General features: G+C 70.0%; 25 protein-coding genes. 12 read left to right on the forward strand and 13 right to left on the reverse strand.

The window, feature by feature from the left end; all coding sequences use genetic code 11:
* Positions 1–82: 82 nt before the first annotated feature.
* Complete coding sequence (locus VTA80_RS04750) at positions 83–1,558, reverse strand: cryptochrome/photolyase family protein (RefSeq protein WP_407344253.1); 1,476 nt, start codon at positions 1,556–1,558, stop codon at positions 83–85.
* A 263-nt stretch (positions 1,559–1,821) separates the two neighbouring features.
* Between VTA80_RS04750 and VTA80_RS04755 the strand changes: the two genes are divergently transcribed.
* The 3 genes from VTA80_RS04755 to VTA80_RS04765 all read left to right on the forward strand — a co-directional run bounded on the left by VTA80_RS04755 (position 1,822) and on the right by VTA80_RS04765 (position 4,160).
* Positions 1,822–2,496: a CG0192-related protein gene (locus VTA80_RS04755; protein ID WP_407344254.1), complete on the forward strand. Its 675-nt coding sequence runs from the start codon at positions 1,822–1,824 to the stop codon at positions 2,494–2,496.
* A 621-nt stretch (positions 2,497–3,117) separates the two neighbouring features.
* Positions 3,118–3,708 (forward strand): winged helix-turn-helix domain-containing protein, encoded by a 591-nt coding sequence (locus tag VTA80_RS04760; protein WP_407344255.1) that lies wholly within the window; start codon positions 3,118–3,120, stop codon positions 3,706–3,708.
* Positions 3,705–4,160, forward strand: coding sequence for a hypothetical protein (locus VTA80_RS04765; protein ID WP_407344256.1), 456 nt, complete (start codon positions 3,705–3,707; stop codon positions 4,158–4,160). Before VTA80_RS04760 ends, VTA80_RS04765 begins: the two co-directional genes overlap by 4 nt.
* Positions 4,161–4,237: 77 nt before the next feature.
* Here the strand turns inward: VTA80_RS04765 and VTA80_RS04770 are convergent, their stop codons facing one another.
* The 3 genes from VTA80_RS04770 to VTA80_RS04780 all read right to left on the reverse strand — a co-directional run bounded on the left by VTA80_RS04770 (position 4,238) and on the right by VTA80_RS04780 (position 6,513).
* Positions 4,238–5,341, reverse strand: coding sequence for a tyrosine-type recombinase/integrase (locus tag VTA80_RS04770; protein WP_407344257.1), 1,104 nt, complete (start codon positions 5,339–5,341; stop codon positions 4,238–4,240).
* Positions 5,342–5,576: 235 nt separating this feature from the next.
* Positions 5,577–5,930, reverse strand: a complete 354-nt coding sequence (locus VTA80_RS04775; RefSeq protein WP_407344258.1) for a VOC family protein — start codon at positions 5,928–5,930, stop codon at positions 5,577–5,579.
* 274 nt (positions 5,931–6,204) lie between these two features.
* Complete coding sequence (locus VTA80_RS04780) at positions 6,205–6,513, reverse strand: hypothetical protein (RefSeq protein WP_407344259.1); 309 nt, start codon at positions 6,511–6,513, stop codon at positions 6,205–6,207.
* A gap of 144 nt (positions 6,514–6,657) precedes the next feature.
* Between VTA80_RS04780 and VTA80_RS04785 the strand changes: the two genes are divergently transcribed.
* Complete coding sequence (locus VTA80_RS04785) at positions 6,658–6,999, forward strand: hypothetical protein (protein ID WP_407344261.1); 342 nt, start codon at positions 6,658–6,660, stop codon at positions 6,997–6,999.
* Positions 7,000–7,065: 66 nt separating this feature from the next.
* Here VTA80_RS04785 and VTA80_RS04790 read toward each other — a convergent pair whose 3' ends face one another.
* Positions 7,066–7,350, reverse strand: a complete 285-nt coding sequence (locus VTA80_RS04790) for a hypothetical protein (protein ID WP_407344262.1) — start codon at positions 7,348–7,350, stop codon at positions 7,066–7,068.
* Between the two features lie 313 nt (positions 7,351–7,663).
* Here VTA80_RS04790 and VTA80_RS04795 point away from each other — a divergent pair, with 313 nt between their 5' ends.
* On the forward strand, positions 7,664–8,335 hold the full coding sequence (locus VTA80_RS04795; RefSeq protein ID WP_407344263.1) for a M23 family metallopeptidase: 672 nt from the start codon (positions 7,664–7,666) through the stop codon (positions 8,333–8,335).
* Between the two features lie 59 nt (positions 8,336–8,394).
* On the opposite strand, the gene VTA80_RS04800 is transcribed toward VTA80_RS04795, so the two are convergent.
* Entirely contained in the window at positions 8,395–9,084 is a 690-nt protein-coding gene (locus VTA80_RS04800) for a hypothetical protein (RefSeq protein ID WP_407344264.1), read from the reverse strand.
* A 162-nt stretch (positions 9,085–9,246) separates the two neighbouring features.
* Between VTA80_RS04800 and VTA80_RS04805 the strand changes: the two genes are divergently transcribed.
* Positions 9,247–9,807 carry an isochorismatase family protein gene (locus tag VTA80_RS04805; protein ID WP_407344265.1) on the forward strand — a complete coding sequence of 187 codons (561 nt, stop codon included), beginning with the start codon at positions 9,247–9,249 and terminating at the stop codon, positions 9,805–9,807.
* Between the two features lie 44 nt (positions 9,808–9,851).
* On the opposite strand, the gene VTA80_RS04810 is transcribed toward VTA80_RS04805, so the two are convergent.
* From VTA80_RS04810 to VTA80_RS04825, 4 genes are all read right to left on the reverse strand, one after another.
* Positions 9,852–10,829: a hypothetical protein gene (locus tag VTA80_RS04810; RefSeq protein ID WP_407344266.1), complete on the reverse strand. Its 978-nt coding sequence runs from the start codon at positions 10,827–10,829 to the stop codon at positions 9,852–9,854.
* Positions 10,826–11,332: a SigE family RNA polymerase sigma factor gene (locus VTA80_RS04815; RefSeq protein WP_407344267.1), complete on the reverse strand. Its 507-nt coding sequence runs from the start codon at positions 11,330–11,332 to the stop codon at positions 10,826–10,828. Before VTA80_RS04815 ends, VTA80_RS04810 begins: the two co-directional genes overlap by 4 nt.
* A gap of 58 nt (positions 11,333–11,390) precedes the next feature.
* Entirely contained in the window at positions 11,391–11,924 is a 534-nt protein-coding gene (locus VTA80_RS04820) for a GNAT family N-acetyltransferase (protein ID WP_407344268.1), read from the reverse strand.
* Positions 11,925–12,101: 177 nt separating this feature from the next.
* Positions 12,102–12,257, reverse strand: a complete 156-nt coding sequence (locus VTA80_RS04825; RefSeq protein WP_407344269.1) for a hypothetical protein — start codon at positions 12,255–12,257, stop codon at positions 12,102–12,104.
* 225 nt (positions 12,258–12,482) lie between these two features.
* Here VTA80_RS04825 and adhE point away from each other — a divergent pair, with 225 nt between their 5' ends.
* The 4 genes from adhE (at position 12,483) to VTA80_RS04845 (ending at position 17,390) form a co-directional block, all read left to right on the forward strand.
* Positions 12,483–15,245 (forward strand): bifunctional acetaldehyde-CoA/alcohol dehydrogenase, encoded by a 2,763-nt coding sequence (gene adhE / locus VTA80_RS04830; protein WP_407344270.1) that lies wholly within the window; start codon positions 12,483–12,485, stop codon positions 15,243–15,245.
* A gap of 105 nt (positions 15,246–15,350) precedes the next feature.
* On the forward strand, positions 15,351–15,818 hold the full coding sequence (locus VTA80_RS04835) for a hypothetical protein (protein ID WP_407344271.1): 468 nt from the start codon (positions 15,351–15,353) through the stop codon (positions 15,816–15,818).
* 152 nt (positions 15,819–15,970) lie between these two features.
* A complete protein-coding gene (locus VTA80_RS04840; protein WP_407344272.1) occupies positions 15,971–16,099 on the forward strand; it encodes a hypothetical protein in 129 nt (42 codons plus the stop codon).
* A 52-nt stretch (positions 16,100–16,151) separates the two neighbouring features.
* Positions 16,152–17,390, forward strand: a complete 1,239-nt coding sequence (locus VTA80_RS04845; protein WP_407344273.1) for a pyridoxal phosphate-dependent aminotransferase — start codon at positions 16,152–16,154, stop codon at positions 17,388–17,390.
* Between the two features lie 205 nt (positions 17,391–17,595).
* Here the strand turns inward: VTA80_RS04845 and VTA80_RS04850 are convergent, their stop codons facing one another.
* Complete coding sequence (locus tag VTA80_RS04850; protein WP_407344275.1) at positions 17,596–18,825, reverse strand: multidrug effflux MFS transporter; 1,230 nt, start codon at positions 18,823–18,825, stop codon at positions 17,596–17,598.
* 94 nt (positions 18,826–18,919) lie between these two features.
* Here VTA80_RS04850 and VTA80_RS04855 point away from each other — a divergent pair, with 94 nt between their 5' ends.
* Complete coding sequence (locus tag VTA80_RS04855) at positions 18,920–19,651, forward strand: SOS response-associated peptidase (protein ID WP_407344276.1); 732 nt, start codon at positions 18,920–18,922, stop codon at positions 19,649–19,651.
* Between the two features lie 14 nt (positions 19,652–19,665).
* On the opposite strand, the gene VTA80_RS04860 is transcribed toward VTA80_RS04855, so the two are convergent.
* The gene (locus VTA80_RS04860; protein ID WP_407344277.1) at positions 19,666–20,760 is read right to left on the reverse strand and encodes an adenylate/guanylate cyclase domain-containing protein; all 1,095 of its coding nucleotides are present in this window, start codon (positions 20,758–20,760) and stop codon (positions 19,666–19,668) included.
* Positions 20,761–20,842: 82 nt separating this feature from the next.
* Positions 20,843–21,703, reverse strand: coding sequence for a biotin--[acetyl-CoA-carboxylase] ligase (locus tag VTA80_RS04865; protein ID WP_407344278.1), 861 nt, complete (start codon positions 21,701–21,703; stop codon positions 20,843–20,845).
* Positions 21,704–21,825: 122 nt separating this feature from the next.
* Here VTA80_RS04865 and VTA80_RS04870 point away from each other — a divergent pair, with 122 nt between their 5' ends.
* Positions 21,826–23,424, forward strand: a complete 1,599-nt coding sequence (locus VTA80_RS04870) for an acyl-CoA carboxylase subunit beta (RefSeq protein WP_407344279.1) — start codon at positions 21,826–21,828, stop codon at positions 23,422–23,424.
* Positions 23,425–23,459 lie beyond the last annotated feature (35 nt).

Here is a 23,459-nt window from a genome sequence, read left to right on the forward strand (position 1 = left end):
CGAGTACACCTGGTCGGAAGGTGGCAACACCAAGATGAGACAAGCGGGCGATCAGTCGCTCATGGGGACCGCGAGCGTCGCGTCAGGGTGCGGCGGGCCCGCGGGCGGCTTCTTGATCGATCACCGCATCAAGGTCGCTGAGTCGGTCCAGGCCACTGAGGGCCTGGGCCATGCGAGGGTTCGTGGCCAGCCGCTCCCTATTTCGGTGCAGGAACGCCCAGTACCCAGCGGTGAAGGGGCAAGCATCGCCGCCAACTCGCTTCTTCGGGTCATAGACGCAGGTGGAGCAGTAGTTGCTCATCCGGTTGATGTAGGCGCCACCGGCGGCGTACGGCTTGGTGGCCATCAGTCCACCGTCGGCAAACTGCGACATTCCGACCACGTTGGGCACCATGACCCAGTCGTAGCCGTCGACGAACGCCCGGTGGAACCAATCAGTGACCTCCGTAGGGTCCCACCCGCGCTGCATCGCGTAGTTCCCTAGCACCATCAGCCGCGGGATGTGGTGCACCCAGCCGCGGTCACGTACACCGCTCAGGGCATCGGACAGGCAGGCCGCGTCAACCGATTCCGCATCGAGGTCAGCGAACCAGGCCGGCATCGGGTTCCGCGCCTGCAGCTCGTTACGCGTGCGATACGACGGCGGTAGGTGCCAGTACAGGTGCCAGACGAACTCGCGCCAACCGATGATCTGCCGGATGAAACCCTCGACCGACCCCAGCGGGGCGAGACCCCTGCGGTAGGCGTCCTGCGCCCGGGCGATCACCTCGACCGGGTCGAGCAGGCCCAGGTTCAACGGCGCGGACAGCAAAGAGTGCGCCATCCACGGGTCGCCGGACAACATCGCGTCCTCGTGCGGCCCGAAACCGGTCAGCCGATGGTTGAGGAAGTCATCAAGACCGGCCAACGACTCACCGCGGGTGGCAGCGAACCGCCGCGGACCATCTGACCCGAGGAACGCGACGTGCCCGTCCCGCTCCCAACGGTCGAGGTCGCACCGGACCTCGGCGTCGATCTGGTCCTCCGTCGGCCAGCAGGGCTCGGGAACACCGAGCGACGCCGAACGAGGCGGTGGCTCCTGGTTGTCGGCGTCGTAGCTCCACCTACCTCCCGCAGGTTCCTCGCCCTCCATCAAGATCCCCAGCCGACGGCGAGTGTCCCGGTAGAAGTCGCCCATCACCAGTCGCCCCCGCCCCCGAGACTGCACCCATCGGTCGAAGTCCTCGGTGGACGTGGCGAAACCCCGCGCTGGCACCACCTCGATGTCGCCCCGGGCCTGGACGAACCGCAAGGCCGCATGCGAGGTCGGATGGCAGACGCTCAGCGGCTCATCGACGACATCGAGCGCTTCCGCATAGGTCTCAGCGCGCACATAGCTGCACCTGTCTCCCAACTCGGCAGCCCGATGACGCATCGCGGAGAGCACCAGGTGCGCCTTCGCCCGATGGAACCTTCGACGGGCAAAGACCCCGCGCGCCTCGACCATCAGCACCTGCTGGTCGGTGCCATCAAGGAAGTGCGGGCCGAGCTGGTCACCGAACAGCCATCTCCGCGTCACCTCACCGAGTCAAGCACAGCCGTGCCGCGCGGACGCTCCAAGCGCGGCAAACCTCGGCGTGACCACACCACTTGGCGGTCGCCAAGTGACGCTCGTTGAGGTCGCTCAACCGGAAGCGCACAGAAGCCCCGACGAGCGTCGAGGCGATCAGCGACTTCGCCGGTTCGGAAGACGTGCTCGAGACCGCCTGATCGACACACGGTCCCCCGGGTACGTCCTGACAGCCCCTCGGACGCCGGCACGCCGTCGATAGCATCGGTCCCATGGCGATCCTGTACCGGGCCGAGCTGCGGCCGACCAAGCTCGAACTGGTTGCCGGCTGGTTGCCGACCCAACCGTGGTTCGAAGGCAACACCGACGCTGGTCTGGTGAGCATCGCGTCGTTCCGCTTCGACGATCCCGAAGGCGAGGTCGGGATCGAGACCCTGCTCGTGCGGGTCGGGGACGGTCCGGTGTTGCAGGTGCCCCTGACCTATCGCGGGGCGCCGCTCAACGGCGGTGACGCATCGCTCATCGGCACGATGCAGCACTCGGTGCTGGGGCAGCGGTGGGTATACGACGCAGCCGGAGATCCCGCCTACCTGGCGGCGCTTGCGACCGCCGCGCTCACCGGCGGCAGTCACGCCGACCAGTACATCGACACTGACGGTCAACTGATTCTGCGCGCGCCGACCGCTCTCGTCGTCGGCAGCCGCACGAACGGAGTGGCACAGACGCTGGCGTCGATCGAAAGCGTGTCGATGAGGAACGAGCAGCGCTCGACCGTTGTGATGGCAGGTCTGCTGCGACTCGTGATCTTGCGCGTACTGACCCCCGACGGACTCCCGGTGCACCGTGCGAGTGCACTCGCCGCCGACGACGAGGAGACGGGCGTACTGACCGGCACGTGGTCGGGCCAACTCGAACCGCAACCACTGGCCCTCGTCCTCGCGTTCTGATTCGGAAGCAACGGATAGCAGGCGTTGAGCCAGCGTCAGGGGACGAGCGCGACGGGATGAATCTGATCACCTCGGAAGCCTCCTCGGTCATGCTCCGCGTACCTTCGGTCTCGGACCGCCAACTCAGGGCGGATCGACCGAGTCGCCCGTGCGAGTGGGTCCGGTCGCGGCGCATGTGCGTGAAACTGTCGCCTCCGCCGAGGACGTCAACAAGGACGGTCTGCTTGACCAGGTGATCCAAGCGCCGACGGCACGGCTCGGGCTCGACTTGGACGCGGCCCAACTGTGCCCGAGGTTCACGTGTCGCCCGCTCCGTTGCCGTCGGCGGCCTCGCCGCAGTCGGCGTGATGGTCACAGCCGGGTGCATGTTGGCGCTCATGTTCGAAGTCGACGGGTTCGGGGCTCCGCGCGACGGGCCCCGTGACGGCTACCTCGCGCTCCTGTCGGCGGGGGAGTGAACACCACGTAGTTGGCGCTGACCGGCGTCGCGCCGACACTGCTGGACTGGCTCCCCCGGGTGCCGGCTCAGGGACCCTCAGGTCGACAGGTTTGGCCTGAGGGCGATCCGACCGCCCTGACTCTGCCCTTCCACTACGCATAGACGGGTGATACCTTCCATCTATGCGTAGTGAAGCCCCGGCGCTTCTGCCGATCTTCCGGTCCCAGCACCAGGCAGCAATGCTCGCCTGGCTGTTCCTGCACCCCGAGGACGAATACACCCTCACCGGCCTCGCCACGCGCCTCGGCGTGCCGCTGACCACGCTGCAGCGCGAGGCCCAGCGCCTGGTCGAGGCGGGCATCCTCCAGGACCGAACCATCGGCCGGTCCCGCCTCCTGCGCGCCAATCTCGCCAACCGGTCGGCGGCCCCGTTGACCCAGCTGCTGCAGGGCACCTTCGGACCGCAGACCGTCATCGGGCAGGAGTTCGCCCTCCCCGCCGTCGAGTGCGTGTTGATCTACGGATCGTGGGCGGCCCGATACCACGGCACCCCCGGCCTCCCGCCGCACGACGTCGACGTGCTCGTCGTCGGCGACGTCGACCGGGCCGACGTGTACGACGCCGCCGACCGGGCTCAGGTCCGCCTGGGCATGCAGGTCAACCCCGTCATCCGCACGCCCGAGCAGTGGGCCGAGGATGCCGACTCACTGGTCCTGCAGATCAAGGTCTCCCCCACCCTGGACGTCACACCAGAACCGTCGGTGCCCGCATGAGCCGCTGGCCACGGGGCGAAGCCGAGATCGAGCAGCTCATCGCCAGCAAGCAGCTCCAGCAGGTCGCCGGCGGGCAAGCCAACGGCAAGCACCTGCTCGAGCGCGCTGCGCGAACCGTAGCGACCGCGAGCGAGATCGCTCAGGACGACCCCGACAGCGCATTCGTCCTCGCGTACGACGCCACCCGGTACGCCGCCACGACGCTGCTCGCCCAGCAAGGACTTCGTCCCACGACGTCGGGCGGGCACTACGTCGTCGAGGTCGCCCTCCGCGCCCAGTTCGGCGACGGGTTCCGATCGTTCGGCGCGATGCGCCGCCGGAGGAACGAGCTCGAATACCCCACCGGACCGGGCGAGACCACCACACCCGGCGAGGCGGTCACAGCGATCTCCGACGCCGAGCACCTTCTCCGTGCCGCCCAGCAACTTCTGCCGACGCTCTCGAGCTTCTGACCCGACACGCACGCCAGTTGGACGCGGGGCGAGGCGGCTCCGCCGAGCCCCGGGAGCCTGCCTCGGCTCGACGGTCATCACCCGGCGGTGGCAAGGCGAGAGAGCGCCTCCGCGATGACGCGGTCGCGATCCGCGGCGGCGTGCTGGTAGCGCATGGCCATCTGCGCGCTGGTGTGGCCGAGTCGAGCCATGAGCTCCGCAACGGTCGCCCCGGACGCCGCCGCGAGCACCGCCCCTGTGTGGCGCAACGCATGGAAGGTGAGATCTGGCCGACCGGCCGCGACCTTGGCCCGCGTGAAGTGCGACCGGAACCGGTGCGGCGAAATCTGGAGGTCACCGCCCGTCGCGACCGGGAACAGCAGTGCAGTTGGTTCAGGCCCGACGAACTTCGCGAGGTGCTCGGTGAGCATCGGGAGCAGGTGGGGCGGGATGACGACGTCGCGCGCCCCCGCCTCGGTCTTGGGTGTATCGACGACCGGCGCACCCGTGAGCCAGGTGACGCCCCGCTCCACGCGGACGACGCCGTCGGCGAGGGAGATGTCATGACGTCTCAGTTCGGTCACCTCGCCGAACCGCAGGGCGCACCACGCGCCGAGCAGGATCATCGGCCGCCACGGCTCCTCAATGTGCGCAGCCAAGACTTGAAGCTCGGCCAGGCTCGCCGGTCGGATCGCTTTCGCGCGCCGAGAGGTGCCCGCCCCCGCGATGCGGCACGGGCTCGAGGAGATCAGGTCCTCACGCCACGCGGTGATGAGGATCGTGCGCAGCAGGCCGTACAGGTGAGCACGCTCGGTGGGCTTGTCGGGCAGGAGCGTGGTGTACCAGGCGCGCACCTGGGCGGGCGTGATCTCCCTGAGCTTCCACCCACCCCACTTCGGCAGCAGCGCGCGCTGCAGCTGCCGGTCGTAGAGCACCCGCGTGGACGACTTGAGCCGGCGACCGGCCAACCACGTCTGGGCGTAGTCGCCGAACGCGATGTTGACGGTGGTCGGGTCGATCTTGCCCTCGGCGATCAGGGTGCGCTGCTTGGCCAGCCAGAGCGTCGCACTTGCCTTCGTGGCGAAGGTGGAGGGAGCGTTGACGTACTCGGTGCACACGCTGCCGGGCACCGTGAAGCGGGCTTGGTACCGCCCGGACGGGAGTTTCCGGACGTGCCCGAAAGCCGCTCTCCGAGCTGCCATTGTCGCTCACCTCGTGTCATTACCGTGTCATAGCGACGCCCCACAGGACCCCACTCAGTTCACCCCGGCAGACGAGAAATGTCAACATACCCGCAGTTCAGAAGCACTTTCGTTCATTTCTGTTCATTCCGGTTCCGCGCCCTTTCTATGATTCGAATCCTTTCGCGGGCACCCTTTGAACTGCAGGAACGTCGCCCTGTGTCATGGCGGTCGGACTCGGGGGCCAGCCACGCGGTCAGGCAGGCTGCCAGAGCTCGATCCGATTCCCCTCAGGATCGGTCACCCAGCCAAACCGACCCACACCCTCCATGACCTGCGTCTCGTGGTCAACGTTGGCCCCGAAGTCGCGCAGCTGCGCGAGCATCGCGTCCAGGTCTCGAACCCGGAAGTTGAGCATGGCCTGCTGGGTACGGGACCCGAAGTAGTCGGTCTCGGACTCAAACGTCGCGAAAACCGTCGGCCCAGCGGCCTGATGCCACAACCCATTCTCGTCAGCGTCCAAGCCCAGGCAAGCGCGATACCACTCTCCGAGGGCCTCGGGGTCAACAGCCCGCAGGAAGTACCCGCCAATCCCCACAACACGTTCCATGTCTCCATATTGTCAGGAGGTCGGTGGCACGTCCGCAGAAGACCTGGTCTCTCGAAGTTGACCCCTTGGCTGTCGCTACGTGCTGGGTCGCCGGCGACCTGAATGGAAGAAGGTGATGGTCGGTGCCGATCCCGCACAACCATCCGCAACCGATGAGCGGGCAGGCGCGGGTCCGGGGCCGCCTGTACGAGCGCCGTCTCGTGCCGGTCCCGCCGGTGAACCTCTAGGCGACGAGACGCCCCGCGCCCTGATGACGAGGACGAGGCTCATCCCGTCAGGTGGATCGACGGTGAAGCGAGTCCTTGACGAGTACGAACACGGCCCAGACTCCAACACTCACCATGGTGATCGATCCGAGCGCGAACGCCAGCAGCCACATCCACGCGGGACCGGCCTTGGTGCCCTCTTCGAAGTACGCGGTCAGACTGCCGTTCATGTCTCGGATGGTGGACACGGCTCCGCCGACGAACAACACGAGGAAGAGCGGCGCAACGCACACGAACAGGTAGAGCGCGCGGCGCTGGCCTTTGCGCAGCGACGTTCCCAGCTTTGAGTCCGGCTCAACGCCACTCCAGCTCGACATGTGGCGAGGCTAGTGCGCCTGTACGCCCGGGCCGGGGCCTCGGCCCGCTGTTCGCTCAGGCGCAGTCCGGCGTTCACATGACCCCGCACCATCGGCAGGTCCCGCCTCCTGCGCGCCAATCTCGCCAACCGGTCGGCGGCCCCGTTGACCCAGCTGCTGCAGGGCACCTTCGGACCGCAGACCGTCATCGGGCAGGAGTTCGACCTCCCAGGCGCCGAACGCGTGTTGATCTACGGATCGTGGGCGGCCCGCTACCACGGCACCCCCGGCCTCCCGCCGAACGACGTCGACGTGCTCGTCGTGGGCGACGTCGCCCGGGTCGACGTGTACGACGCCGCCGACCGAGCGCAGGTCCGCCTGGGCATGCAGGTCAACCCCGTGATCCGCTCGCGCGAGCAGTGGGCCGAGGGCGCCGACTCGCTGGTCCTGCAGATCAAGGCCACCCCCACCGTGGACGTGACACCCGAACCGTCGGTGCCCGCATGAGTCGCTGGCCTCGGGCGAAGCCGAGATCGAGCAACCCATCGCCAGCCAACGCATCCTGACCGTCGCTCAGGTGCTGCCTGCTGAGGCGGGCTGCAGCTCGACCGTGCCGTCGCGGCGGATCATGATCTGTGTGTCTGGGCATACCGGCCCGGGGAGCACCACCGCCGGACCAGAGGTGACAACCGTCACGTCACCCGGCGTGCATCCGTAGTCGAGGAGGACCGTCCCTCCCGACTCGGGGACCTTGACCACCTGGTCCCCCACCAGGACGGTCACCCCAGTGGAACTCTCGTTGCTGATAGTCAGGTCACCAGGATCGCTGCATGCCGTCAACATCGCAGCCAGCGCCACAGTGCCGAGAGCACCAACGGCAAGCCGAGCTCGACCCCTCATGACATCCCCAACACGCGTTTGAACACCCGGATTGCTCCGACCGTAGCGGCAGGGCCGCACCCATTCCGGGAATCCCGGCGACACCTGCGTGTGTCGGCGGGGTTAGAAGACCATCAGGTGAATGGTTTCGTCCCAGTTTATGAAATCAGACGTTCCCGCGGGAACGTCCGACTACAGACCGGGCAGGACGGCGTTTGCGCACGTCAAACGCCTAGAAAGGCCGATCAAGCACCCGCCGTCATCGCGAGAGGCGCCCTGTTAGCGTGTCCGGGTGATTGAAGCGGTCGTCTTGGGCTTGCCGCTCGCAGGGCGCTGCCGCGTGCAGAATTCCCCAGCACGGCGGGTGCCGAGCCACGGCTCGAATGTCATGGCCACCACCTACGCCATCGACCTGGTGCCCGTTGACGCTCAGGGACGCAGCGCAGCCGAACGTGACTGGCGGACCCTGCTGACCACCGAGCCGCCCGAGCGGTTTGTGGGGTTCGGGGCACCCGTGCTGGCGCCGGCGGGCGGAACAGTGGTTCGTGTCCACGAGGGCGAACTGGACCACCCGGCCAGGCGCTCACAACTTGCCCTCGTCCCGTACATGCTTGGTCAGGCGGGTCGGCTTCGGCGAGGTGCCGCCGCCCTTGCCGGCAACCATGTGGTGCTGGAGCTCGCGGCAGGGCATGGGTACGTGGCACTGGTTCACCTGCAGCGCGGTTCGATCCGCGTGGTTCAGGGCCAGGTCGTGCGCCCCGGGCAACAACTTGCCGCGTGCGGAAACTCAGGAAACTCCACGGAGCCGCACGTCCATCTGCAGGTCATGGACGCGGCCGACCCCATGGCCGCACGCGGTGTCCCGATGGCCTTCGCGCGATTCCGGGAGCATCACCGGGGCACGAATCGGATCGTTGAGTCCGGTCTGCCGGCCGAAGGTGCCATCATCGAGCCGGTGCGTTGACACCTCCGCCGGGTCGCCCGACGGAGCTCCCCGACGCGTGTGCGTCGACGATCCGGGAGTCAGTGGGGCTCCGGGTGGCCCCGGAGCAGGTCAGCTCCCACGCCGACGAAGAAGGCGCTCAGTGGCAGGAGCAGCACCGCGGATGCACCGGGTGGCAGCAACCAGGCGTAGGCCAGCAGGAGCTGTGATGCGGCGGCAACGAACCCGACGACACCGAGCCAGCGAAGCCTGCGGATGCGAACGAGTCCACAGCCGAAGCACGCCGTGGCCGCCGTGAGGACGAGGCTGATCATGTGCGCACCGCCGAGCCAGAGTGTGGTGATGAGCGCGAGCCCCGCCGGGTCGGTGATGGCGAGCGTGCCGATCGGGTACACGAGCCGTCCCTGCACCAGACCGACCGTCCACGTCAACGGCACGACGGCGCCCAGCAGCACCAGTCCGATCGCGACAGCGGTCCGGTCGCGGGCAGCCCACGCGCGCCACAGTGCAAGGACAACCGGCACGAGGAGCCCCGCGCCGATCACGACGGTCTCGTTCAGGAGCGCGAGCGGGGTGCCTGCCGCCTGACTCCACGCGAGCAGCTCGGAAGGCGACTGCGGCACCCGGCCCAGACCCACCGTCAGGATCGCGATGGCGGTCACGGCGGCAGCGACGACGAACGCACAGACTGCGCTCGCTCGTCGCGCCCGGGCCGGAGCAGAGGCAGGGGCAAGAGCCGCGGCCGCGAGGGTCGCTCGAGGACGGGTCACGCCCGGAGCGTAGTGCGACGCACCTGCTGCACCGATCAAACCGCGCGCGAGATCGCCGTCGAGCACTCCCTGCGTGCTGCTCGGCCCGCACCAGGTGCCCGCTGTCGGTGGCGCGACCTACGGTGAGGTGCACAGATCCCGACGCTGAGCGAGGGGCACACCATGACCACCATCGAGAATCGACCGAACACGGCGCTCCTCGTCATCGACGTGCAGAACGGCGTCGTCGACGGGGCCCACGCGCGGGACGCAGTCGTCGCCAATATCGGCGCGCTGGTCGAGAAGGCGCGGCGAGAACGGGTTCCCGTGATCTGGGTCCAGCACTCGGACGGCGAGCTGGCAAGCGGGAGCAACGAGTGGCGGATCGTCCCGGAGCTCACTCCGGCGAAGACCGAGCCGCTCGTGGCGAAGAGCTACGGCGACGCCTTCGAGGACACCACCCTCGAGACGGCGCTGTCCGGCCTCGGGGTCGGTCGACTCATGGTCGTGGGCGCCGAGACGGATGAGTGCATCCGGTCGACGCTGCACGGCGCCCTCGTCCGGGGATACGACACGACTCTCGTCAGTGATGCGCACACGACCGGCGACAAGACCGAGTGGGGTGCGCCACCGCCCGCGCAGGTCATCTCGCACACGAATCTGTACTGGACCTACCAGGAAGCGCCGGGGCGCACGGCCGGGACGGTCGAGACCAAAGACGTCACGTTCGGCACCACGGCCTGAGCTGCGGATCGCGAGCAGGCCCTTCGCGCCGACGACGGCGGCAGTCACTCGCCTCCCGGACACGCGGCATCGTGGATCGTGCCCGTCAGGAGGTCGATGGTCAGGCATCGACCGTCGCCGAGGTCGGCGGTGGCGGTGGTGTTGGTCAGGACGGGGATCAGGCGGCCACTCCGAGGGTCGGAATCGGCCGTGACCGAGTCCGCAAAGCCGGCGGTCGTGCCGTGCTGTTGACGGTAGGCCTGGGCGTCGCGCGCCAGGCTCTCCAGATTTGCGCGGGCGTACTCCTCGAGGGTCGGCGGGGTCGCGCCATCGAGCGAGCCGGGAACGCCGAAGTGGAATGTGACCGGCGGTACGGCCGGACCGGAGATCGTCACCTCGGCCTCGGTGGTGTCCAGGTCGAGCACCGCGACGTTGGAGGTGATCAGAGCGGTCATGCCCTGCGCCGTCGCCAGCGTGTAACCGTCCGGCGCGGCCACGATGAACCGCCAGAACGTCGGCACGATCCCGTCGGCGGTCCGCCGAAGGCCGCCGCCGTAGTCGTCCCCGACGCCCGTGGTCAGCAGGTCCGACCGTGGTTGACACCCGTTGCTGGCACCACCCCCGGTCAGCTCGTTGCCGACGAAGACGCACAACCGGTCGCCCGAGGCTTCGGCGAGGTAGATCTCGTCGTCGCCCACGGTCGCCACCAGGCTGCCCTCACCGGGATGGACGTACTCGATCCCGCCGAGACCGACCGCCGCGCCTGCCGCCACTTGCGGCAACGGCACCCTGTGCTGGAGCGCGGACAAGACCAACGGGACCTCAGCGACGGCCGGCGTCGCCGCCTCGTCGCGCCAGCGCGTCACCAACTGCGGGCTCACGACCCCGACCGCGACGACGATCACGGCCACCGCCAGCACGGGGGCAGCCCACCGGCGAGCGGGGCGAGCCCGGCCAGCCGTGCGCAGGATCGCGTCCGGGTCCAGGCGGCCGGTCGGCTCCGGCACCGCGTCCTGCAACAGCTGAGCAAGGTCGCGGTTCACAGTGCACTTCCCAGGAGTTGAAGGTCGACCAGATCGGGCTTGCCGCGCAACGTAGCCAGCGCCTTGGACGTCTGGCTCTTGACCGTCCCCACGGTGCAACCCATCGCCGCCGCGGTGTCGATCTCGGACAGGTCGTCGAAGTAGCGCAGCACGACGACCGCGCGCTGGCGTGGCGGCAGCGCGCGGACCGCCCCGACGAGCACCTGCTGCAGGTCGAGATCGGTCCCGGCGGCCCGCATGACGTCGGGCAGGTGCTCGGTCGGTACCTCGCCGCGCCACCGGCGGTGCCGCCAGTCGATGGACAGGTTGACCATGACCTGGCGCACGTACGCGTACGCGGCCACGCCGCCGCCCACACGCTCCCAGTGGGGCCAGGCCCGGATCAGGGCGGCCTGGACGAGGTCTTCCGCCGCCGACCAGTTGCCGGTCAGCAACCACGCGGTGCGCAGCAGGGCCCGCTGCCGGTCCACCACGAATCCCCGAAAGTCCTCCGCGGGGTCCACAGCTCCCCCTCGCGTTGCCCTTACCAGGTATACCGGCTGGACCCCACGAAAAGTTGCCTCAGTCCTCGGGCTCGGTGGACCACCGCGTCTCCCCGTCGACGACGACGGCGGTCGGCGTGAGTCCGATCCGTCGGGCCACCCGGCCCGACGCCTGATGATCCGGGTGGACGTGGGCGATGAGCACGTTCGCGCCGTTGGCGAGCAGCCAGCGAGCCATCCCGGTCGCCGCTTCGGAGGCGAACCCGTGGGACTGCTGCGGTGTGGCGATGACCCACGCGACCTCGGCGGCGACGCGTTCCGGGGCTTCGGTGCGGAGCGTCGCCTGAACCGTGCCGATCACCGACCCGGTCTGGCGATGGCGAACCACCCAGTTGCACCATCCCTGCGCACCGTCGCTCGACGTACCGCGGATCTGCCGGGTGACGCGCGCGGCCAGCTCCGCCTCCGTCGCAGGCCGGCCCCCGATGAACCCGCGCAGCCGCTCGTCGTCGAGCACGCGAAATAGGTCCCCGGCGTGCTCACGCCTCAGGGGTTCCAGCACCAGGCGGGCGCAGTCGATGGTCTCCGCGGCCGGCCAACGAGGTGAGGTCACGACCGCACCTGAGGTGCCGCCGCCAGGCAGGTCCGGCGGGCTTGATACCAGCCCGGACGGCCACGTCCGAAGCGTGTCCGGAAGTCGCTCTCCGAGCCGGTACAGCCGCCCACCTCGTCCACGCGCGGGCTACTTCGCGGGCATCGGGGAGGCGTTGCGCGCTCCCCGGTCTTCCGGTCAGATCCCAGCGCCGTGCAGACCCGCCTCGATCTCCGCGGCGGTGCTGTTGGACACACTGTGCCAACTGTCGTGCTTGGTCAGATCCCCGACCATCGCGCCACACTTCGGACACACCTCGAACGACACCTGAGTGTGTTCGCTGATGTCACTCATTGTTCCCATCCCCCTCTGACGTGCCTCACCAACGTGTGAGCCACGTCTTTGACGCTACTCCGATCGCGGGGGACGACGCGCGGAGGGCCCCACGCGCGGAGGCGTGGCCCGAGCGCGCGGGACCTTCGACGCACAATCCCGGCGAATCGCCCTGACAGCATGGGCGCACGAGGTCGACGCGGATCTCTACCCACCCCCAGTCCACCCCCATCAACGGGAGACCTCGTGAGTGCTACCCCCGAGATCGACGCGCTTGTCGCCGGCGCGACCAAGGCCCTGGCGGCCTACGCGACCTTCACCCAGGCCGACATCGACCACATCGTCAAGAAGGCCACGGTCGCAGCGCTGGACCAGCACGGCGCCCTGGCGGACCTCGCTATCCAAGAGACCCGCCGAGGGATCTTCGAGGACAAGGCTGTGAAGAACATCTTCGCGTGCGAGCACGTCACGCACTCGATGGCCAGCCTCAAGACGGTCGGCATCATCAGCCGCGACGAGCTGACCGGTATCACCGAGATCGCCGAGCCCGTCGGCGTCGTCGCGGGCATCACCCCGGTGACGAACCCGACGTCGACGGCGATCTTCAAGTCGCTGATCGCGCTCAAGACGCGCAACCCGATCATCTTCGGGTTCCACCCCGCCGCGCAGAGCTCCTCGGTGGCGGCGGCCCGGATCGTGCGCGACGCGGCGATCGCGGCCGGCGCCCCCGAGCACTGCATCCAGTGGGTCGAGCACCCCTCGCTCGAGGCCACCAGCATCCTGATGAACCACCCGGGTGTCTCGCTGATCCTCGCGACCGGCGGCAACGCGATGGTGAAGGCCGCGTACTCGTGCGGCAAGCCGGCGCTCGGCGTCGGGGCCGGCAACGTGCCCGCCTACATCGAGAAGTCGGCCAAGCTCAAGCGCGCGGTGAACGACGTCGTGCTGTCCAAGGCGTTCGACAACGGGATGGTGTGCGCCTCGGAGCAGGCCGTCATCCTCGACGACGAGATCTACGACGCCGCGATGGCCGAGTTCGCCGTGCTGCACGCGTACCGCGTGAACAGGAAGGAGAAGGCCCTCCTCGAGAAGTTCATCTTCGGTGTCGCGGCCAACGACAAGAACTGCGCCGGCGCCAAGCTGAACGCGGCCGTCGTCGGGCAGAGCCCCACCTGGATCGCGGAGCAGGCCGGCTTCACGGTGCCCGCCGACACGTCGATCATCATGGTCGAGGTGGCCGCCGTCGGCCCCGAAGAGCCGATGACGCGCGAGAAGCTCACCCCGGTGATCGCCGTGCTGCGCGCGACCTCGACCGAGCACGGCATCCGGTTGGCCGAGCAGATGGTGGAGTTCGACGGCCTGGGCCACAGCGCCGCGATCCACACCCGCGACGACAAGCTCGCCGAGGAGTTCGGCACGCGCGTCAAGGCGATCCGCATCATCCGGGACGCGCCGTCCTCGCTCGGCGGCATCGGCGACATCTACAACGCGTTCATCCCGTCGCTCACGCTCGGCTGCGGCTCGTACGGCGCCAACTCGGTCTCGAACAACGTCTCGGCCATCAACCTCGTGAACATCAAGCGGATCGGGCGAAGGAACAACAACTTGCAGTGGTTCAAGGTCCCCGCCAAGACGTACTTCGAGCCGAACGCGATCCGCTACCTGGCCGACATGGAGGGCGTCTCGCGGGTCACCATCGTCACCGACACGACCATGACCCGGCTGGGCTTCGTCGACAAGGTGCTCGATGTGCTCTCGCGCCGCGGGGAGAAGGTCTCGCTGCAGATCATCGACTCCGTCGAGCCCGAGCCGTCCGTCACGACCGTGCTCAAGGGCGCCGCCGAGATGCGCGCGTTCCGCCCCGACACGATCATCGCGCTCGGCGGCGGGTCGCCGATGGACGCGGCGAAGGTGATGTGGCTGCTGTACGAGCACCCCGAGATCGACTTCTCGGACCTCAAGCAGAAGTTCTTCGACGTGCGCAAGCGCGCGTTCCGGTTCCCGGTGCTGGGCAAGCTCGCCAGCCTGGTCTGCATCCCGACGACGTCGGGCACGGGCGCGGAGGTGACGCCGTTCGCGGTGATCACCGACACCGTCACCGGCAAGAAGTACCCCCTCGCCGACTACGCCCTGACCCCGACCGTCGCGATCATCGACCCGGTCCTGACCGCGATGATGCCCACGTCGCTCGCGGCCGACTCCGGCTTCGACGCCCTGACCCACGCGACCGAGGCGTACGTGTCGGTCTACGCGAACGACTTCACCGACGGCATGGCCCTGCAGGCGATCCGGCTGATCTTCGACAACCTCGCGGCCTCAGTCAACGGTGAGCCGGGCGCGCCGGAGACGGCCGAGGCACGCGAGAAGATGCACAACGCCGGCACCATCGCGGGGATGGCCTTCGGGAACGCGTTCCTGGGGATCGTGCACGCGATGGCCCACACCGTGGGGTCGACCTTCCACCTCGTGCACGGCCGCACCAACGCGGTGCTGCTCCCCCACGTGGTCCGCTACAACGGGTCCATCCCGTCCAAGCTAACGAGCTGGCCGAAGTACGAGAGCTACGTCGCCCCGGAGCGGTTCCAGGCCATCGCGGCGACGCTGGGGCTCCCGGCGGCAACCCCGGCGGAGGGCGTCGAGTCCTACGCGATCGCGCTCGAGGCGCTGCGCTCGAAGGTCGGCATCCCGTCGTCGTTCGCCGCGCAGGGCGTGTCCGAGGCGGACTTCATCGGTCGGCTCGACGAGCTGGCGATGGGGTCCTACGAAGACCAGTGCGCCCCGGCCAACCCGCGGATGCCGATGCGGGCGGACATGAAGGAGCTCCTCACGGCGGCCTACTACGGCACGTCGGTCGCGGACGTGCGCGCACGTCGGGCCGAGCGGGCCGAGACCGCGGTCGGGCACGCCCCGACCGACGTCGCTGCAGATCAGGTCGCCGCGGACGACGTCGTCCCGGACGACACCGACGCAGATCAGGACGCCGCGGACGAGGTCCTCGCGACCTCCTGAGGCCTGGACGGACCCCCCTCGGCCCTGTGCCCCACCAGAAGTCCCGGTGGGGCACAGGGCCGTTGCGGGCACAATGGGACGTTCCCGATCGACAGGAGCACAACCATGCGCACCTCCAAGATCCCGATGACCGTTGCCGCCGTCGGCACCGCACTGGTCCTCACCCTGAGCGGCTGCTCGGGTGACTCGGCCCCTGACCTCTCCAACCTGGGAGCCTCGATCTCGTCCGCCGTGGACAGTGCCAAGAAGGCGGCCGACTCCGCCAGCACCGCGATCGACGACGCGAAGGCCCAGCTCGAGAATCTGACCCCCGAGGCCAAGGCCGCCGCCGAGGACGCGATCAGCTCCTCGACCACCTCGATCGACGACGCCAAGGCGGCCCTCGACTCGGCCAAGGCCTCCAGCTCGTCGGCGAGCGCGGCCGTCGCCGATGCCGAGACCGCTCTGACCGACGCCCGTGCCAAGCTCGATACGACCGCCGCAACCGTGGACGGCGCCGCGAAAACCACGCTCGAGGCCCTCTCCGCGAAGATCGACGAGCTCAAGGCGCAACTCGAGGCGACCCAGGGCTGAGCGGCCCCGCGGGCACGGGTTCGCCCCCGTGCCCGCGCGATCTGCGCACTTCGCGACGGATTTGCCCCGCGAAAGAGCGATCGAGCGGGTGATTTCCGTATTCACATGGCCAAACCGGTGTCATGACGGCCCACGATGCCGATCACTTAGGTATGACCGTCAACGACGCTCGCCCACAGGGCCATCCCGGGCACACCCCGGCATGGTCGACTGTCACGGCCTGGCTGTCGCTCGGGCTGCTCGTCCTCGCCGGCCTGGCCGGTGCGGCCGGCATCGGCTGATCGCGCGCCGCACCGCACCCCGACCGCGCACCACCCCGCGTAGCCTCGCGGCATGCCCCCGATGCGTGAGTCCTCGTTCGTCCCCGGCCGGTGGCGCGAGGTCCTGCGCGCGACCGGGCTGATCGCCCCGGACGGCACCTCTCGACCGACGATCTTCGCCGAGATGTCCGCCCTCGCGGCCCGCACCGGCGCGGTCAACCTCGGCCAGGGCTTCCCCGACGTCGACGGCCCTGACGCCATCAAGCGCGCGGCGATCGACGCGATCGCGGCCGGGCACAACCAGTACCCGCCGGGCGCGGGGATCGCCCCGTTGCGCGAGGCGGTGGCCGAGCACCAGCGCCGCTACTACGGTCTCGAGCTCGATCCCGAGACCGAGGTGCTGATCACCACCGGTGCGACCGAGGCCCTGGCCGCCACCGTCCTCGCCCTCGCCGGGCCCGGCGACGAGGTGCTCACCCTCGAACCGTTCTATGACTCCTACGCCGCGGTGATCGCCCTCGCCGGCGCCACCCACACCACGGTGGCGCTGACGCGGGGGCCCGACGGCTTCCGGTTGGACCCCGACGCCGTGCGTGCCGCGTTCAGCGACCGCACCCGCCTCGTCATCCTCAACTCCCCGCACAACCCCACCGGCACCGTGCTGACCCGGTCCGAGCTCGACCTCATCGCGCAGCTGGCCCGCCGGCACGACGCGATCGTCGTCACCGACGAGGTCTACGAGCACCTCGTGTTCGACGACGCCACGCACATCCCGGTCGCGACCCTGCCGGGCATGGCCGACCGCACGGTCACGATCTCCTCGGCCGGCAAGACCTTCTCGTTCACCGGCTGGAAGATCGGCTGGGTCAGCGGGCCCGCCCCGCTGGTCGAGGCGGTCCGGACCGTCAAGCAGTTCCTCACCTACGTGTCGGGCGCTCCGTTCCAGCCGGCGATCGCCGTCGCCCTGGCCGATGGCGACTCGGCCGCCTGGGTGCGCGAGCTCGCCACGTCGCTGGCCTCGCGCCGCGACCTGCTGTGCGATGGCCTGGAGCGGGCCGGGTTCGCCGTCGTCCGCCCGCAGGGCACCTACTTCGTCGTGGCCGACGGCGCGCCGCTCGGGTTCGACGACGGCGCGGACCTGTGCCGTCGCCTGCCCGACCTGGCCGGCGTCGTCGGTGTTCCCGTGAGCGCGTTCACGCATGCAGGCTCCGTGGCCGACGGCGCGCTGCGGTCCGCGGTCCGGTTCACGTTCGTCAAGCGCGAGTCGGTGCTCCGCGAGGCGGTCGACCGCCTGGGGGCGCTGCACCGCTGACCGACCCCCGGCCGCGCCGGCCCCACCTCCGCCCCGGGACCTCAATCCTCAGTCACCCGCTCGTCCGCGCGGAGCATGCGACGCGTGGGGTCAGAGTGCTGCGCGGGCGGCTTCGGCTGACCGATTGCGCCACATCAGCACCTTGCTCCGCACCGACGAATGCTGTACCCGGCCGCGAGATGGTGGGGTCCGAGGAGGCCCGGGGCTACAGGCGGAGCCATCCGCCGCGGCGGTAGGCCGGCGTGGCCAGCGCCAGGACGAGCAGCGCCGTGACCGTGCTCCCCACCATGACCAGGCCCATCGCCCGTGCGTCCCCGCCGAGCACGCCGACGAGCGGGCTCACGACCCCGGCGATCCCCGCCTGCATCGCACCGATGAAGGCCGCCGCCGTGCCGGCCATCGCGCCGTGCCGGGTCAGCGCGATCGCTGACGCGTTCGGCGGCAGGAGCTGGATCAGGCCGAGCATGACCCAGAGGACCGCGAGCAGCCCGAACAGCCCGCCGGCCCCGGTCAGGATGACGGCGAGCAGCACGAAGGCGACCGCGACGAGCAACGGCAGGGCGACGCGCAGGATCCGGATCGGCGCGACCCGACGGACCAGGCTCGCGTTGATCTGCGCGCCGCCCACGAGCGCGACCCCGTTCATCGCGAACAGCAGCGCGAACTGGTTAGCGGACAGCCCGTACCCCTCCTGGAAGACGAACGGCGAGCCGACGACGTAGCTCATGAGCACCGCCATCCCGAGCCCGGGCAGCACCGCGATCGCCACGAAGTGCTGGTCCCGCAGCAGGACCCCGTAGCCGCCGAGCGCGGTGCGCAGGCCCGCGGCCCGGCGCCGCTCGGGCGGCAGCGTCTCGGGCAGCCGCCGCCAGACGACGACCCACAGCGCCACGCCGAACAGCGCGAGCGCGACGAACACCGCGCGCCAGCCCCACTGCCCGGCGATCAGCCCGCCGACCGAAGGCGCGAACAGCGGCGCCACCCCGATCACGAGCATGAGGCGCGAGAGCAGCCGGGACGCGTCCGACCCGACGAAGCGGTCCCGGATGACGGCGATCGCGACCACGGTGGCCGCCGCGTTGAAGAAGCCCTGCACGACCCGGAGCGCGATCAGCGCCCCGATCCCCGGCGCGACCGCGCACAGCAGCGAGATCACGATGTGCAGCGCGATGCCGACGAGCACCGGGCGCCGACGCCCGAACCGGTCCGAGAGCGGGCCCACAACCAGCTGGCCGACGGCGCCGCCCACCAGCACGCCCGTCATCGTCAGCTGCACGGCAGTCTGCGTCGTACCCAGGTCGCGGGCGACGTCGGGCAGGGACGGCAGGTAGATGTCGCTGCTCACGGCGGGCAGCGCGCACATCAACCCGAGCAGCAGGACGTACTTGGCGTTGGGCCGGTAGTCGGCAGGGGTCGGGGGGCCGCCGGTAGTCATCGAGGCAATTCTCCCATCGATCGGCCCCGCACTCAGCGCACGCAGATCACGCCAGAACGCCCCCGGGGTTGCGCTGCTGAGGCAGGCTGGGCACATGTGCGGCCGCTACGCCTCGTTCCGCGAGGACCAAGACCTGGCAGACCAGTTCGACATCGCGCGCATCGCCGACGACGTCCGACTCCTGCCGCCATCGTGGAACGTCGCGCCGACCGACCTGGTGCGGATGGTCGTCGAACGTCCGGAGCGGCTCGAGGACGGCTCGCACGGCGCGATCGAGCGCACGCTGCGCACCGCGCGCTGGGGCCTCGTGCCGTCCTGGGCCAAGGACCCCGGCATCGGAAGCACGATGATCAACGCGCGCGCCGAGACGCTGGCGACGAAGCCTGCCTTCCGGCGCGCGTTCTCCACGCGGCGCTCCCTGGTACCGGCCGACGGGTACTACGAGTGGCAGGCGCCCGAGCCGGGGGCGCTCTCCAAGGTCAAGCAGCCCTTCTACATCCACGCCGCCGACGGCGCACCGCTGGCCATGGCGGGCTTGTACGAGTTCTGGAAGGACCCGACCAAGGAGCCCGACGACCCGAGCCGCTGGCTCGTGACGACCACCATCGTCACGACGACGGCCGTCGACGAGATGGGTCGGGTCCACGACCGCCAGCCGATCATGCTCCGGCCCGATCACTGGGACGCCTGGCTCGATCCCGCGGTGGACGCGGCCGGCGCGGCCGCGATCCTGACCGCCCCCGCACCGCAGCTCACGCTGACGCCCGTCTCGACCGCGGTGAACAAGGTCGCCCACAACACCCCGGACCTGATCACGCCGGTCTGAACGGTTCGACGGGCTCAGCCCGCGGCGCTCACCAGGACCGGGGCGATCGAGCCCAGACCCGCGAGGTCGCGGGCGGGCTGCTCCGCCAGGACGAAGCGGCTGTCGAGCCTCAGCAGGTCAGCGGTCGCCGTGTCGGTGAGCACCGTGCTCGGCTCGGCGATGTCCGTCAGGCGGGCCGCGATGTTCACGGAGGCGCCGAACACGTCGCCGAACCGCGAGAGCACGCGCCCCTGGACGAACCCGACCCGGACCGGGGTCACACCTCGCGCGCCCTCGGCGAGCCCGCCCTCGCCCCGCTCCGCGTCCACGTCGAGCTCGCGCCCGAGCACGCGGGCCAGGCCGAGCGCGACGTTCGCGCCGGTCACGACGTCGTCGGCGATGAACAGGACGGCGTCACCGATGGTCTTGACCACCCGGCCCCCGGCCGCCGTCACGACGTCGCGCGCCGCGGTCTCGAACCGCTGCACGAAGACGGACAGGTCCGTCGGGCCCAGCCCTGCAGTGCGCCGGGTGAACGAGACCATGTCCGCGAACCCGACCGCGCGCGCGAGCGGCAGCGCGGTGGGGTCGACCTGGTCCGCCCGGTGCGCCTCGCCGAACTCCGCGGCGATCCGCCCCGCCATGGCGGCCAGGTGCCGCCGCCAGGAGTGCACCAGCTGGGCCTCGAGCAGCGGGCCGATCTCGGCGAGCCGATCGAGCACGACCAGGCGCGCGCTCGTGTCGTCCAGCTGGTAGCGCGCCGCGGTGTCCTCCACGAGGGCCTCGACCTGCCACAGCACGAGCCGCTCGGAGGTGTGCCCGAGCGCGCGCGTGAGCGTGACCGCCGTGCGCCGTTCCATCTGCCCCGAGGCGACCAGCGCGGTGATCCGGGCCAGCGCCGCGGCGTCGTCCTCGGTGAAGACCGCGTCGTCCGGATCCGCGTGCGGCAGGCCGAGCGTCGACCAGAACAGGCGGGCATCCGTGACGGTGACCCCCGGCATGGATCGCCGGGCGAGATCACGCAGGGTCAGCGTGCGGTCGCCGCCGAGCAGGAGGGAGTCGAGCTCGTCGACGGTCGAACCCGCGGCCGGCTGGTCGGGTTCGGGAGCCGGAAACGTGGGGTAGGTCACACGAGCAGGTTAGTTCACCGGGAGAGCGCGCCGTTGGCACGTCGGGGCGTGCAGCGGGCGAGATCTCCCGGGCGCGGCCGGCTCAGCCGGTCGCCCGCACGTGCAGGACGTCGCCCGCGAGCACCACGTGCTCCGTGCCGTCGTCGGCGAGCACGATCAGCGCACCGTCGGGACCGAGCCGGCGGGCGACGCCGAGAAGCTCGCTGCCGCCCGGCAGGGCGACCCGCACCCGCTTGCCGATCGTGGCGCACACCGCGGCGACCTCGTCCGCGAGCCCCGCCGCCGCGGCATCGCCGCCGGCAGCGACCCAGCGCTCGGACAGGTCAGCGCAGGAGGCGACGAGGGCGGCCAGGAGCACCTCGCGGTCGAGCTCGCGCGCCCCCGCGAGCTCGAGCGAGATCGCGCTCGGCACCGGGAGCTCCTCGGCGGACTGGGTCACGTTCACGCCGATGCCCAGGATGACCGCCGGCCCGGCCGGGGTCGGGGTGACCTCGGAGAGGATGCCGCCGACCTTGCGCAGCGTGCCCCAGCCCTCGAGCTCACGCCCCTGCGGATCGGGCACAAGCAGGTCGTTCGGCCACTTCAGCTGGGCCTGGACCCCGGCGGTCGCGCGGAGCGCGTGCACCGCCCCGAGGCCGGCGAGCAGCGGGAACCACCCGAGGGAGCCGACCGGGGACCTCGCCCACACCGAGATCGACAGCGTCAGGGCTGCGCGCGGCGGGGTCAGCCAGTCCCGACCGGCCCTGCCGTGACCGCCGTCCTGATGGTCCGCGACGAGCAGTCCCACGCCGGGCCAGCCCGCCGGGTCCCGACTCAGCGCGGCCGCGAGCGCCGTGTTGGTCGATCCGGCGCGCTCCACCACCTCGAGCCGCCCCAGCGGACCGCTCGGCGCCATCAGCAGCTCGCGGAGCACGGACGCACGCAATGCCGGTCGGTTCACCATGCCTCCATCATCTCGGTCCGGCGCCGTTGCGCGCCCATCCGCGCGTGGTCGGGCCGCGCGAAAGAGCTGCGAAACCCTGCGGGTTTCCCGCTCCCGTCGGCGGTCCAACTAGTCTCGCCCTTGTGACTGACGCACTGACTCCCCCGGCAACCGGCACGGCCGCCAAGCTGACCGATCTGCGCGAGCGGATCGACACCGCGACCCGCGCACCCGAAGACGCCGCCCAGACCAAGCAGCACGCACGCGGCAAGAAGACCGCCCGCGAGCGGATCAACGGCCTGCTCGACGAGGGGTCGTTCGTCGAGCTCGACGCGTTCGCGCGGCACCGGTCGGTCAACTTCGGGCTGGAGAAGAAGCGCATCCCGGGCGACGGGGTCGTCGTCGGGCACGGGACCATCGAGGGTCGCCAGGTCTGCATCTACTCCCAGGACTTCACCGTGTTCGGCGGCTCGCTCGGCGAGGTGCACGGCCAGAAGATCACCAAGGTCATGGATCTCGCGCTGCGCACCGGCGTGCCGCTCATCGGCATCGCCGACGGCGGCGGCGCGCGGATCCAGGAGGGCGTCGCGGCGCTCACGCAGTTCGCGGAGATCTTCCGGCGCAACGTGGCGGCGTCGGGCGTGATCCCGCAGATCTCGCTCATCCTCGGCCCCAGCGCCGGCGGCGCGGTGTACTCCCCCGCGCTGACCGACTTCATCGTGATGGCCGACGGCACCTCGAACATGTTCATCACCGGCCCGGACGTGATCCGGGCGGTCACCGGTGAGGACGTCGGGCTCGAGGAGCTCGGGGGGGCCCACACACACAACGAGCGATCCGGCGTCGCGCACTACCTCGCCGCCGACGAGGACGACGCGCTCGACTACGTGAAGTCGCTGCTGTCCTACCTCCCGTCGAACAACCTCAGCGACCCGCCGGTGTTCGCCTCGGGCGACGTCCCCCTCGAGGTGACCGACGCCGACCGCGAGCTCGACACCCTCGTCCCCGACTCCGACGCCCAGCCGTACGACATGCGCACGGTCCTCGAGCACGTGCTCGACGAGGGTGTGCTGCTCGAGGTCCAACCGCTGTACGCGCGCAACGTGCTCATCGGGTTCGGCCACGTGGAGGGTCACCCGGTCGGCATCGTGGCCAACCAGCCGCAGCACATGGCGGGCACGCTCGACATCAACGCCGCCGAGAAGGCCGCGCGGTTCGTGCGCACGTGCGACGCCTTCAACCTCCCGGTCCTCACGTTCGTCGACGTGCCCGGGTTCCTGCCCGGCACCGACCAGGAGTGGAACGGGATCATCCGGCGTGGCGCCAAGCTCATCTACGCCTACGCCGAGGCGACCGTGCCGCTCGTGACCGTCATCACGCGCAAGGCCTACGGCGGCGCGTACATCGTGATGGGCTCCAAGCAGCTCGGCGCCGACGTGAACCTCGCCTGGCCGACGGCGCAGATCGCCGTGATGGGCGCCGGCGGCGCGGTCAACATCCTGCAGCGGGCCGCGATCAAGGTCGTGTCCGACGCCGGCGGCGACGTCGAGGAGGAGCGCACGCGCCTGACCGACGCCTACGAGGATGCGATCGTCAACCCGTGGGACGCCGCCGACCGCGGTTTCGTGGACGCCGTCATCGAGCCGGCGCAGACGCGGGTGCAGATCGTGCGAGCCCTGCGCGCGCTACGCACCAAACGCGCGAGCCTGCCCCCCAAGAAGCACGGCAACATCCCCCTGTGAACGACACGTCGATGAGCCATCCCTCCAGCGATCGG

Source organism: Pengzhenrongella phosphoraccumulans (genome assembly GCF_045689905.1).
GTDB classification, from domain to species: Bacteria; Actinomycetota; Actinomycetes; order Actinomycetales; family Cellulomonadaceae; genus Pengzhenrongella; species Pengzhenrongella phosphoraccumulans.

Bases quoted from the DNA above. Each gene is read 5' to 3' on its own strand.
- VTA80_RS04780 (WP_407344259.1), bottom strand. From the start codon at position 6,513: ATGTCGAGCTGGAGTGGCGTTGAGCCGGACTCAAAGCTGGGAACGTCG.
- VTA80_RS04855 (WP_407344276.1), top strand. From the start codon at position 18,920: ATGTGCGGCCGCTACGCCTCGTTCCGCGAGGACCAAGACCTGGCAGAC.
- VTA80_RS04765 (WP_407344256.1), top strand. From the start codon at position 3,705: ATGAGCCGCTGGCCACGGGGCGAAGCCGAGATCGAGCAGCTCATCGCC.
- VTA80_RS04805 (WP_407344265.1), top strand. From the start codon at position 9,247: ATGACCACCATCGAGAATCGACCGAACACGGCGCTCCTCGTCATCGAC.
- VTA80_RS04760 (WP_407344255.1), top strand. From the start codon at position 3,118: ATGCGTAGTGAAGCCCCGGCGCTTCTGCCGATCTTCCGGTCCCAGCAC.
- VTA80_RS04755 (WP_407344254.1), top strand. From the start codon at position 1,822: ATGGCGATCCTGTACCGGGCCGAGCTGCGGCCGACCAAGCTCGAACTG.
- VTA80_RS04775 (WP_407344258.1), bottom strand. From the start codon at position 5,930: ATGGAACGTGTTGTGGGGATTGGCGGGTACTTCCTGCGGGCTGTTGAC.
- VTA80_RS04865 (WP_407344278.1), bottom strand. From the start codon at position 21,703: ATGGTGAACCGACCGGCATTGCGTGCGTCCGTGCTCCGCGAGCTGCTG.
- VTA80_RS04840 (WP_407344272.1), top strand. From the start codon at position 15,971: ATGACCGTCAACGACGCTCGCCCACAGGGCCATCCCGGGCACACCCCG.
- VTA80_RS04850 (WP_407344275.1), bottom strand. From the start codon at position 18,825: ATGACTACCGGCGGCCCCCCGACCCCTGCCGACTACCGGCCCAACGCC.
- VTA80_RS04835 (WP_407344271.1), top strand. From the start codon at position 15,351: ATGCGCACCTCCAAGATCCCGATGACCGTTGCCGCCGTCGGCACCGCA.
- VTA80_RS04825 (WP_407344269.1), bottom strand. From the start codon at position 12,257: ATGAGTGACATCAGCGAACACACTCAGGTGTCGTTCGAGGTGTGTCCG.
- VTA80_RS04845 (WP_407344273.1), top strand. From the start codon at position 16,152: ATGCCCCCGATGCGTGAGTCCTCGTTCGTCCCCGGCCGGTGGCGCGAG.
- VTA80_RS04770 (WP_407344257.1), bottom strand. From the start codon at position 5,341: ATGGCAGCTCGGAGAGCGGCTTTCGGGCACGTCCGGAAACTCCCGTCC.